13 protein-coding genes are annotated in these 12286 nt (G+C 25.1%); 10 read left to right on the plus strand and 3 right to left on the minus strand.

Annotated features, from left to right (window positions below; translation table 11 throughout):
- Window positions 1-15: 15 nt before the first annotated feature.
- The gene (locus tag ACYUE0_RS11900; RefSeq protein ID WP_460270728.1) at window positions 16-1380 is read right to left on the minus strand and encodes an MATE family efflux transporter; all 1365 of its coding nucleotides are present in this window, start codon (window positions 1378-1380) and stop codon (window positions 16-18) included.
- A 680-nt stretch (window positions 1381-2060) separates the two neighbouring features.
- Between ACYUE0_RS11900 and ACYUE0_RS11905 the strand changes: the two genes are divergently transcribed.
- The 7 genes from ACYUE0_RS11905 (at window position 2061) to ACYUE0_RS11935 (ending at window position 7601) form a co-directional block, all read left to right on the plus strand.
- A complete protein-coding gene (locus tag ACYUE0_RS11905) occupies window positions 2061-3173 on the plus strand; it encodes a methyl-accepting chemotaxis protein (RefSeq protein ID WP_460270729.1) in 1113 nt (370 codons plus the stop codon).
- A gap of 97 nt (window positions 3174-3270) precedes the next feature.
- Window positions 3271-3765, plus strand: a complete 495-nt coding sequence (locus ACYUE0_RS11910) for a flavin reductase family protein (RefSeq protein ID WP_460270752.1) — start codon at window positions 3271-3273, stop codon at window positions 3763-3765.
- 429 nt (window positions 3766-4194) lie between these two features.
- Window positions 4195-4755, plus strand: a complete 561-nt coding sequence (locus tag ACYUE0_RS11915; protein ID WP_061994222.1) for a manganese efflux pump MntP — start codon at window positions 4195-4197, stop codon at window positions 4753-4755.
- Window positions 4756-4859: 104 nt separating this feature from the next.
- The gene (locus tag ACYUE0_RS11920) at window positions 4860-5378 is read left to right on the plus strand and encodes a ferritin family protein (RefSeq protein WP_460270730.1); all 519 of its coding nucleotides are present in this window, start codon (window positions 4860-4862) and stop codon (window positions 5376-5378) included.
- A gap of 435 nt (window positions 5379-5813) precedes the next feature.
- Window positions 5814-6563, plus strand: a complete 750-nt coding sequence (locus ACYUE0_RS11925; protein WP_460270731.1) for an acyl-[acyl-carrier-protein] thioesterase — start codon at window positions 5814-5816, stop codon at window positions 6561-6563.
- A 104-nt stretch (window positions 6564-6667) separates the two neighbouring features.
- A complete protein-coding gene (locus tag ACYUE0_RS11930) occupies window positions 6668-7171 on the plus strand; it encodes a hypothetical protein (RefSeq protein ID WP_460270732.1) in 504 nt (167 codons plus the stop codon).
- A gap of 181 nt (window positions 7172-7352) precedes the next feature.
- A complete protein-coding gene (locus ACYUE0_RS11935; protein ID WP_061994218.1) occupies window positions 7353-7601 on the plus strand; it encodes a TIGR03905 family TSCPD domain-containing protein in 249 nt (82 codons plus the stop codon).
- An 80-nt stretch (window positions 7602-7681) separates the two neighbouring features.
- On the opposite strand, the gene ACYUE0_RS11940 is transcribed toward ACYUE0_RS11935, so the two are convergent.
- Window positions 7682-8230 carry a rubrerythrin family protein gene (locus ACYUE0_RS11940; protein WP_061994228.1) on the minus strand — a complete coding sequence of 183 codons (549 nt, stop codon included), beginning with the start codon at window positions 8228-8230 and terminating at the stop codon, window positions 7682-7684.
- Window positions 8231-8383: 153 nt separating this feature from the next.
- Window positions 8384-8764 carry a hypothetical protein gene (locus ACYUE0_RS11945; protein WP_061994217.1) on the minus strand — a complete coding sequence of 127 codons (381 nt, stop codon included), beginning with the start codon at window positions 8762-8764 and terminating at the stop codon, window positions 8384-8386.
- Between the two features lie 376 nt (window positions 8765-9140).
- Between ACYUE0_RS11945 and ACYUE0_RS11950 the strand changes: the two genes are divergently transcribed.
- The 3 genes from ACYUE0_RS11950 to ACYUE0_RS11960 all read left to right on the plus strand — a co-directional run bounded on the left by ACYUE0_RS11950 (window position 9141) and on the right by ACYUE0_RS11960 (window position 12246).
- Window positions 9141-11090 carry a sensor histidine kinase gene (locus ACYUE0_RS11950; protein WP_460270734.1) on the plus strand — a complete coding sequence of 650 codons (1950 nt, stop codon included), beginning with the start codon at window positions 9141-9143 and terminating at the stop codon, window positions 11088-11090.
- Window positions 11091-11321: 231 nt separating this feature from the next.
- Window positions 11322-11795: a DUF4358 domain-containing protein gene (locus ACYUE0_RS11955; protein ID WP_061994216.1), complete on the plus strand. Its 474-nt coding sequence runs from the start codon at window positions 11322-11324 to the stop codon at window positions 11793-11795.
- Between the two features lie 142 nt (window positions 11796-11937).
- On the plus strand, window positions 11938-12246 hold the full coding sequence (locus ACYUE0_RS11960) for a hypothetical protein (RefSeq protein ID WP_061994215.1): 309 nt from the start codon (window positions 11938-11940) through the stop codon (window positions 12244-12246).
- The last annotated feature ends 40 nt before the right edge of the window (window positions 12247-12286 follow it).

Consider the following 12286-nt stretch of genomic DNA (forward strand, 5'->3'; position numbering starts at 1 on the left):
TTTAAATAAAAAATTTTATATAAATTCATGGTTAAACTTTTTATTTCTTAATATTAATATAGTGAATAGAGAAATTAATATTAATCCTTTTAATACACTCGTTATACTAATTGTCCACCAAACACCATTTAGTCCCCAAATTTTAGGGTTAGATAAGAAATATGCAAAAGGTACTCTTAAACCAGTTAAAATTATGCTAATTAATGATGGCAACAAGGTTTTACCAAGACCATTAAAAGCACCTGTAGTGGTTATTTCTATACACATAAATAATTGAGAAACTCCAAGTACTTGTAGATAAACAATACCCATAGACACAGCGTCAGGCTCATCTATAAAAAATTTAAATATAGGTTCTGCACCTAAAATAAGTAATGCTGTTGCAAAGATACCAATTATAGAAACTAATTTTATAGCAGCTTTATAGCCTTCAATAATACGGTTATAATGTTTTGCACCATAGTTTTGTCCTATAAATGCACTTATAGCTGTAGAGAAACCACCTGCTGTCATCCAAGAGATAGATTCAATTTGGGAACCAACTTTTTGTACTGCAATAGCAGTGTCACCATGAAAAGCTATTATTCTTCCAATCATCATTGAAAATGAGCAAAACAAGCCGTTTTGTAATGCTACAGGAAAGCTAAGTTTTATTATTTTATTACTATATGCTAAATCTAATTTAGAAATAATATTTACTTTAAATAGATAAGAATTTTGACGTTTTATATGAATTAAAAATAGTATAGTAACAGATAGCTGTGATAAAACTGTGGCAAGAGCAGCACCAAGTACACCAAGAGAAGGTATTGGACCTAATCCGAATATTAGTAAAGGATCTAAAACTATATTAAATATAAGACCTACAGTGTTGATTTTAAAAGGAATTTTACTATCACCACATCCATTAAAAATACCTGTTAAAACTGGGTTTATAAAATTGAAAATCATTCCAAGTGCAATGACAAACAAATAAGTTTCAGCCATATTTATTACATCGGGGCTATTCAATTTAAAAAATCCAATAAGTGAACTTTTAAATATAATTAGAAAAAACATATAGAATACTGCAAAGATTATAGTAAGTTGAATTGCACTTTTAGTATAGTTTTGAGCATCTTTTATGTTATCTTTACCATAAGATTGCGATATAGATATTTCAGCTCCACTTTTAGAAAGCATCATAAGTGATTGTCCAAGCCAATTAAAAAAGCCAGCAGTACCAACAGCTGCAACTGCCAGACTACCCATTCTACCTATCCAAATCATGTCTATCATATTATAAGCCATTTGAATAAAAGATGTACCCATAATTGGAATAGCAAGTGCAATTAAGGAATCTGTAATTTTACCATTAATTAAATCAATTTTTTTATTCAATAAAATCCCCCTTCTTTTCTCTAAAAAATTGTGAACAATTACCTAAATATATTAGTAAATATAAAAAGATACGATAATATATATAGGGTTCCAAGTTTTAAAATTATTCATTTCAAAACTTGGATACCCCAAATAGTGAGACATGCTCTGAATCACTTGCAACTCAACACTAAATTTTATATGAAAATATTTTAAAGTTGTTGAATAAATTTAAATTTGAGCTTGTTTCCCTATATTAATATAAAAATTTGTTTAATGTAAATTAGTAATATATTTTTTATAGTTATAATTTTATAACCTTAGAATAATATAGCATACTAATATTCTTGTTTCTATATTATTTTAAAATACTTTTTAATTTATATGGTTCCAAGTTGACTCTTAAAGCTATCCATTCCAAAACTTGGATACCTAAAATAGTGAGACATGCTCCAAATCACTTAGAATTCAACACTGCATCTTGTATAAAAATATTTTAAGGTTATTGAATAAATTTAAATTGGAGCTTGTTTCCCTATATCTATCAAAAAGTTTAGCATTTAAAATAAAGCATATAATTTTAAAATTATAATTTATATAGATTAAGTTTTTTACTTAAGATTTAATTGCGAAAGTCTATATAATAATTATTTAAATATAATATTATTAAATTAAGTGGTATTAGTTTTGGAGGGGATTAAATGCTAGGAAAAAGTAAAAAGTTATTACAACAGATAGAGGAAAATAACAAAAGAATAGAAAATCTTAAAAAAGAAAATAATATTTTAGAATCTTTATGTAAAGTTACATCAAATATGTTTTGGATAAAAGATTTAGATAATAATTTAATATACTGGACTAAAGGTATGGAAGAATTAACAGGTTTGGATAAGAACAGAGCTAAAGAAGATTTAAATGGAGTTTTAAAAGATAAAAATGGCGTTGATTTAAGTAATTTAATTAATACTTCCAATTTATATGATAGCAATGGTAATGAAGTAGGAATTTTAAACGAGATAAGAGAATCAATAAATTTAGATGGAATAATAGATATAATTGAAAGTAATTCTAGTAAAATAGATGGTTTTTCATCTCATATAGAGATGTCTATGAAAAATATATCAGAAGTTTCAAGTAAAATAAAAACTCAATCTAATGAAATACTAGAGGAATCTAAAAATGGGTTAAAAACAGCTCAAAAGGTATATGATCAAACAGAAACTTGCACAAAATTTGGGCATGAGGTTAAAGAAAATATTGAATCAATAAATATTTCTATGAAAAAATCCGTAGATAAAATTAATGATTTGAAAAGTAAATCAGAGCTTATAGTGGATATATTAACTACTATACAGGGAATAGCATCTCAAACAAATTTACTAGCACTAAACGCGTCAATAGAGGCAGCAAGAGCAGGTGAATCTGGTAGGGGGTTTGCTGTTGTTGCAGAAGAAATAAGAAAATTAGCAGAAGTATCACAGGAATCAACTAAGGAAATAAAGGAGACTATAGATGCAATAATAGATATTGTTCAAAGTACTGTAGGGTTTATAGAAAAAACAGATAAGGATCTTTTAGCTGGAGCAAATGGAGTGAGCAAACTTTTAGAACTAGTTAAGGGTATAGAAAATGCATCTGAGATTATGCTAAATTCTATGGAAAAAATAGAGAAAGTGTCAATAGAAAGTTCTAGAATAAATATTGATCAAAATAATTCATTGACAGAAATTGCAGCTGTAAGCGAAGAATTTAATAATATGTCTAGAGAAATAGGGGAAAATATAAAAAATGAAATGTTGAATATTTCTAAGTGAAAATTAGCAAAGATTTATTGAAAATATAATGTAAAATTTGCAAATTCATTTATAAAACATTAAAATTAAATAAGATTAAAATGTGAGGTGATATATGATGAAATATACTAAAAATTTAGAGTCAGCATTAGAAAACCTTCAAGCGAAGGGTGCTTTTTTAACAGTTAAAGATGGTGAAAATGTAAACACTATGACAATAGGTTGGGGACAAATGGGATACATGTGGAAAAAACCTGTATTTATGGTTATGGTGAGAAAAAGCAGATATACTTATAATTTAATAGAAAAGGCAACAGAATTTACTGTAAGCATTCCAGTAGATGATTCAATGAAAAATGAATTAATTTTATGCGGAACAAAATCAGGAAGAGATTTTGATAAAGTAAAAGAATGTGGTTTGAAATTAGAAAAAGGTAGAACTGTAGAGACTCCATTAATATCAGGATGTAAATTACAATATGAATGTAAAATCCTTTATAAACATGAAATGGATAAATCTTTCTTAGATAAAGAAATAGATGAAAAAGTTTATACTGATAATGATTATCATGTATTATATTATGGAGAAATAGTAGATTGTTATGAACTTTAATATAGGGTTTTAGAAAGTTTATAACTAAATATAAAGGAATTGGTTAGAGGAAATTTAGAACCAGTTCCTTTATATATTATCAATATTTACAAAGTACATTATTTATAATATAATAATTAAAGTTGTTAAATATTTTAAAATTTAAAGGTATTTATCATAAGGGAGTAGCTGACAACTTTGGTTGTGTCAAGGTCAACATACTGGTTTTTAACCTGGCTTTGGATTAAATAGTGAGACTTATGTATAATGCAAAATTTAATTTTGTATTATACATGGGTCTCTTTTTATTAATAAATTAAATAAATTTTTAGTTTAAAAAGAGTAGTAAATGCAAAAAGTAAAAATGAATTTAAAAGAAAATGTTAAATAAGAATAATTTGGTATTTAGTTATCAAAAATATTATATAAATAAAATATGGAGGATTTTTTATGAGTATTATATCTATTTTTTTAACAGCATTAGCTCTTGCAATGGACGCATTTGCTGTTTCTTTAAGTATTGGAATGAAATCTAAAAATGAAAGGATTAAAAATGGATTAAAGGCAGGATTATATTTTGGAATATTTCAAGGTGCTATGCCTCTTATAGGATGGTTGTTAGGAATTAAGTTTACTAATTATATAGTAAAATTTGATCATTGGATAGCATTCATTTTGCTAGCTATAATTGGTGGTAAGATGATTTATGAAGCTATAAAAGGAGAAGAAAGTGATATAACTAGTGATTTAAGTGTAAAAGTTATGACAATATTAGCAATAGCTACTAGCATAGATGCATTAGCAGTAGGTGTAAGTTTTGCATTTTTAAATGTTAGCATAGTGCTAGCTGCAAGTTCTATAGCTATAATTACATTTATAGCATGTTTTATAGGAGTTTTTATTGGACAAAAACTAGGGGATGTTTTAGGCGGGAAAGCTGAATTTCTAGGCGGAATTATATTAATTCTTATAGGTACTAAAATTCTTTTAGAGCATTTAGGGATATTATAAAAGATTTTAAAATAAATTTTAGCAAAGCTATGTGTTATTAAGTAACAAAATGAACTTATTTTGGATATATTAAAAGTGAATAGTAATTTAAATTAGGAGTAAATATGAGTTATACAACTAAAAGGCAACCACAGGGTAAAGCTAAATGTTATGAAAATATACTTAGAGAGGTATTGATAGCAGAGCTTGTAGCAATTGACGATTATACTAATACTCTTGCTTATAGTGACATAAAAGAACTTAATCATATTATTGAGCATATCTTAGAAGAAGAAAAAGAACATTATGGAATGATACTTTATCTGTTAAGAAAAGTTGATAGAGAAGAGTATGAAATGTATAAACTTGTATTAAAAAAAGATGAGTTTAATGAAAAACCTTTTAAAATTCAAAATGGTGATAACAAAAAAGATAAAAGAACAATACTTAATACCATAAGGGAAGATATCAAAGGAGAGTTTGAAGCGGTTGTATTGTATGAAGATTTACTTGATGAAATACCAGATAGAGAAGGGAAAAATATTTTGCATAAAATAATATTAGATGAAAAAGAGCATGCAGAAGAGCTTACTCAAGTATTGTTAAAGATTGATAAAGATAAATATGGACCAATAAGCGATTAATATCTATAAAAGGTGTATTAAGGTGATTAAATCATTTTAATACACCTTTTCTTCAAATTAACATGAAAGTTTTTATTTGAAATGAAAAATATTAAATATATAATAAATAATATAGGATTGTTTAATTGTTTATTATCCATCATCAATTTAAAATTAGTTTTAAACCGATATTGTAGATGGAAAAATGCTAAGAATTTCTCATTTGATAAAAGTATAGAGAAACAAGCTCCAATTTAAATTTATTCAATAGTTTTAAAATATTTTCATACAAAATGTAATGTTGAATTTGAATGATTCGGAGCATGTCTCACTAGTTTAGGCATCCAAGTTTTGAAATGAGTAAATTTAAAAGTAACTTGGAATCCTGTATAAGCTAAAATTAAAACTTTAAACTATATAGAAAGTAAAAGTTGGAAACTAAAGTAAGGAGTAAATATGAGTAATATATTTAAAAAAAGTTATAAAATAAAATTTTATGAGACAGATTTTACACAAAAGATAAAAACACATTCAATAATAAATTACATGCAAGAAACATCAAGTTTACATTCTGAAATTTTAGGAGATGGATACGAGGCTTTGGGAAAAAAAGGTATGTATTGGGTAGTATCTCGAATAAAATTAGATATGATAAAGTATCCTAAATGGAATGAAGAGATAACTATAGAAACTTGGCCTAGTGGATTAGATAGAATGTTTTTTTTAAGAGCTTTTAGGATTTATGGTGAAAACAATGAACATATGGGCGATATTGATGCAGCATATTTATTAATAGATAAAAAATCACCACTACCATATAAACCTAAAGAAGAAGATATTCCATATGAAGTTATAAAAGACAGATTTAAACAATACAAAAGAATAAACAAAATTAGATTTAATAAAGATGAAGGAGAACTTATTGGAAAAAGAAAAGTAAGATATAATGATATAGATTTAAATAAACATGTAAATAATGCAAAATATGTGGAGTGGGTAGAGGATTGTTTTAAAACTGAAGACTTTAAGGAAAAAAGAATAAGCAGTATTCAAGTGAATTTTATAAAAGAAGCTAAAGAAGGTCAGAAAATATTGTTTTATAAATATGATGTAAAAGAAGAAAAAAATAGTTATTATATACAAGGAAAAGATAAGGAAACAGATGTAGAATTATTCCAAGCAAAAATTAGTTTTAAAAATATGTAAAAACTATTGAATTTTTTGTTGGAACGTTGTATTCTTATTAAGGTCTTTTAAATAAAAGATATTTGAAATTAAAAATCATAGTCTGAAAATGGGAGGGAGTAGATTTGAAAGGTTTTACTAATGTTACTTTTTTTTATAATAACGTAAAATTTAGCGAGCCATATTTAGATAACACTTATAGAAAAAATTTGGAAAATGGCAAGTATGTAATGGAAAATAAATTGATAAGTTATCAGGAAACAGTAAAAACCCTGGCCACAACAGATAGTGATGAGGATTTAGTTGTATATAATTTTTCAAAGGATCATTTTGAAAACATTAAAGAAGCTAAAAAGCCATATAATTATTCGAAAAAAAAATTAAAAATAAATAAGAATATAGATAAAATAATAAGAAGTTTTTCTTGTATAAATGAAGAATATAATAATAATTTATATAAATTGTTATTATTAAGTGTTATATCTTTACTAAATTGTATAATCTCATCAAAAGAAAATACTGTTATTATGACCAATACATTAAATTTAGTTATAATTTGGATGAGTTTTATTATAATGGAGTGTTGGGGTAATAATAAAAGTGAAAAATCTATAAAAGATAATATTTAATAAAAGTGCCTTTTAAGATAATAAAATATTTTAAAAGGCATTTTATATTGAAAGGAAAGTTCAATATAAAAAATATAAATAGATTACAGTCTTTAATAGCAAAAAATAATAAATTATTGATAAAAATAGATTTTTTAGGTATATTCAAAGGTGATAATATAAAATATATGGAGGGATTACAATGAAATATACATATAAAACTAAAGGATGTTGTGCAACTCAAATAAATTTTGAAGTTGAAGAAAATATTATAAAAGAAGTTGAATTTATACAAGGTTGTCGTGGAAACACACAAGGTATAGCAAGATTATTAGTAGGTATGAACGTAGAAGAGGCGATAAAAAGGTTGAAGGGTATACCTTGCAGAGGAGAAACATCTTGTCCAGATCAACTGGCATTAGCATTAGAAAAATTAGTATTAAATAAATAAGAAAAGAGAATGTCTTAAAATAGTATTTAAGACATTCTCTTTTATCAATTTAATAAAACTTATACAGAAACATACTGCTATTAAAGTTTATAATCCATACATTCAATTTTAAAGAACGATTTAGGATATTTGCATAGTGGACATATTTCAGGAGCATTATTACCTTCATGAATGTATCCACAATTCATACATTGCCAATTTTGAACTTTATCAGGACTATTAAACATTGTTCCAGATACTATTCTGTCATATAAATCTTTGAATCGCTCTTGATGGAATTCTTCTACTTCTTGTAATTCTTTATAAAAGTTTGCTATTTCAATAAATCCTTCACGTCTAGCAGTTTCTTCAAACTCTTTATAAATGTAAGAAAATTCTTCAGTTTCGCCCTCTATTGCATCTTTTAAATTTTGAGCAGTATTTTTTATTTGTTTTAAAGCATTTTTATAAACAAATCTACTATGTGCTCTTTCATTTCCAGCAGTTTCTTCAAATACTTCTGCTACGTAATTATAACCTTCTTCTCTAGCTTTTTCTGCATAAAGCATATATTTATTACTAGCTCTAGATTCACCAGAAAAAGTTTTTAAAAGATTTTTTTCCGTTTCACTACCGGATAAGGAAGTCATTTCATTTTGTCTATATTTCATTTTAAATCCTCCTAATTATCTATCCAATAATAAAATATGCAATCATATGTAAAAATGATACATATATGTAAAAAGTATAGAGCAAAAATACTCTATACTTTAAAATATATATTAAAAGTTTTAGAGAAAGTATTATTCTTTATTCAGTAGTATCATAGTGCCATAATAATACCAAAGACAATTATCGCAATATGGCAAATCACTTTCAATGATAAATTGTCCATCTGCAGGAAGCTTATTATATAATCGTTTACTTCCATCTTTAAATCTACATTCTACAGTTCGTAATCTTTTAAATAATTCATTAGCATCATCATATGAAATAGGTTTTATAATTCTCCAAGTATCTTTTAAACTAATATTTTTTTGCTTGGATGATTTGATTTTTCCTTGAATAATAAATTTTTCATCACCTTTAAGTTCTAAGGTGTGACCGTATTCATTTATTGCAATATAGGTTGGATTGTGATACAAAGTTTTAAGTGCTTCCATTGTGTTTAAATTATTCTCCATTAAAACGCCCCCTTTTTTAACAAGAATATTTTTAAATTAGTAATATTATATTATGTAAAATAAAAAAGAGTGTTAATAAGTAGTAAAATAATGTTAAACAATGAAGAAATAAATATGAAAAATATGATTTAATTTAAAAAATATAAAAATAACCTTTAGAATTGAATTTTAAATTAAAATAAAACTTAAATAGTTAAAAATTTGTTGCAAACTAAAATATGTAATGGTTTAGATAAATGAATAAAAGCAGTTATAGATTAAGAATCTTTAAAATTTAAAAATTTAAAAGATTAAAAAAGTTTTATGTTAAAATTTGTAATACATTTTTATTTAATGTATAATATTGTAGTAAATAAGATTAGGGTTCGGAGGATTTATGAAGGGTAAATGTAGTGCAAAATACATACTAATGATAATATTAATATCATTATTTACTACAATTTCTTACAGTGTTTATGCAAATGTAAACAAAAATGTAGATAAAGATACTCAAAAAAAAATACTTATAATTAATTCATATCATTTTGATGAGACTTGGGAAGCACAAATTTTTTCGGGTATTAAAGAAGGTTTAAGTAAAGAGTTTAAAAATGTAGAATATAATTTTGAATATTTAGATAGTAAAAGGAGTACATTGGATTTAAATGAAATAAAGAAAAACTTCACTTCAAAATTTAAAAATCAAAATTATGATTTAATTGTAGTATGCAATGATGAAGCTCTTATGGTATTAAATCAAATTTATAATGACATCTTTTTAGATACACCTGTTGTCTACACTAGTATTAATAAACAAGACTTAAAATTAGGAGAAAATCTTGAAGAGCATTCAGTAGGAGTTCGTGAGCAGTTTTTAATATCAAATGCTATTTCTTTTGTGATTAAGACACATAATAATGTTAAGACAATGAATTTTATGTTAGATAATACAGTGAGTTCAAAAATATTTGCAGAAGAAATAAAAAAATTACAATCTAAATATGATAATTGTAAATTTAATATAATTCAATGTGATTACATTAATGAAGCATTGGAAAAAACTGAAGGAAATGAGAAAAATAGTGTAAATTTTATGTACGGCGTCTATAAGGATGAAAATGGACAAATAATTGATAGGGATACAATATCTACTATTGTTTATTATCATACTAAAAGAGAACTTTATACTTGGAGTGAGTCGTGGTTAAATTCAGTAGTTGTAGGTGGGCCTATAATTGAAGGAATTAAAATTGGCGAATTGACTGGAGATTTATGTTATAGAATACTTAATGGTGAAGATGTTAATACAATGTATGATATAAGTAATTCTAGTTTTAAATATGTATTTTATTATGAGGCTTTGAATAATTTTTCTATAAATATGAAGAATTTGCCAAGTAATTCTATAGTATTAAATCATCCATCGGTATTAAAAAAAATACCAATGGAGCTTAAGGCTACAATAATATTAATTATTGCTATCTTGACATTATTAATAATAATATTATTACTTAGAATTGAATATAAGAATAAATTATATAAGCAAGCATTGGAATACGAAAATTTACGGACTGAGTTTTTTGCAAATATTTCTCATGAATTAAGAACCCCATTAAATATAATATTAAGTACACTTCAATTAAATGATATGCATTTAAAAAATGGAGAGATAGTATACAAAAATGACGCTATTTATAAGAGGATGGATGCATTAAAACAAAATAGTAGAAGATTATTAAAACTTATAAATAACTTAATAGATATAACTAAGATAGATGCAGGGTATTTCGCTCTCCAATATGAAAATATTAACATAGTTGAAGTGGTTGAGGATATAACAATGTCAGCAGCTAATTATATTGAACGAAAAAATATAAATTTGATATTTGACACTGAGATAGAGGATAAGGTAGGTTGCTTTGATCAAGATAAGATAGAAAGAGTTATGTTAAATCTTTTATCAAATGCTATAAAATTTACTCCTCAAGGTGGAGATATTTTTGTAAACATATATGATGAGGATAAATGGATAAAAATAACGGTTAAAGATACGGGAATAGGAATACCAAAGGATAAACAGCAAATAATATTTGAAAGGTTTAGGCAAGTAGAGAATTTATTAACTAGGAATCAAGAAGGAAGTGGTATAGGACTTTCTTTAACAAAATCACTAATTGAAATGCATGGTGGAGAATTAGAAGTAAAAAGTGAAATTGGACAAGGTAGTGAATTTATAATAAGACTTCCTATCAAAGAATGTAATAGGAAATGTGTAGTTGATAAAAATACTATAAATAATCCACAAGAAAAAATAAACTTAGAATTTTCAGATATATATGATGATTAAAATATGTTTTGACAATAAAGTATATTAGGTATATAATCTTAAATATCTCATATATTCAACAAATCACTTATTAATAATTGGTTTGGAATTAAAACTCTTATAAACATTTTTGTTTATAAGAGTTTTAATTTTTATGATTAAAATTTTATAAAAATAAGTTAGTATTTTTTGAACTTTTTTATAGAATAATACGTAGTAATAGTAGATGAAAATATGAGGAGGAATATTAATATGAAAAAAATAATTACCTTTATGATAGCTGTTATAATGTGTTTATCATTAATTGGATGCAGTAAATCAAAAGAAGAAGTTAAAAATATACCAGTAGCTGATATAATGGCAGCTGTTGAAAAAGAAGTAGAGTTTAGACCTATGGAAAACTTTCAAAGTGGAGATATTTTAAATGCTCAATATTATATAAAAGATGAAGATGTGGAAGAATATATAATAAAAAAGGCAATGATGAATGTTTCAGCAGCAGAAATTACAATAATTAAAGCAAAAGATGAATCAAAGGTTGAAACTATAAAAAATGGTGTAAAAAAAAGACAAGAGGATTTAGATAAACAGTGGTCTCAATATCTACCAGATCAACATGAACTAGTAAAAAATGCAAAAATAAAGGTTGTAGGAAACTATGTCATTTTTATAGTAGATGAAGAAAGTGAAAAAATAGAAAAAATAATAGATTCACAATTAAAATAAAATTTGATGAAAAAAGAGGTTGTTAAAAAAGCAACCTCTTTTAAATTTTATATTTAATTAATAAGTTTTATTAATTAAAATTTTTATGTAATAATATATATGAATATAGCAATAAATATAAAAATGAAAAGAGGTTACAAACATGAAAGTTGTAAGCGCAGAACTAAAAGCAATAAGGTATAATGGGGTAGACGTAAAAGTTCACAATGGACTTATGGGTATATTAGTTTCAATGGATAAACAAAATATTACATTTGATGATTTAACTAATCATGATGTATATACTAAAGTTATATTACTTACAAGAAAATGTTGTTCTTGTTCTCCTACATTAATAATGGAAAGTGGAGTAAAGGAAGATGATGATAAAGAGATACTAGAATTGATAGATAGAATTTTAGAGCTTATAGGGGATGATATAAAAGAAGCCTTTGAAAAAGAAAAAAGATAGTAATATATAGTGAATGTCTTAAATTATGAAATTTAAGACA

Source organism: Clostridium sp. CTA-19, assembly GCF_054767855.1.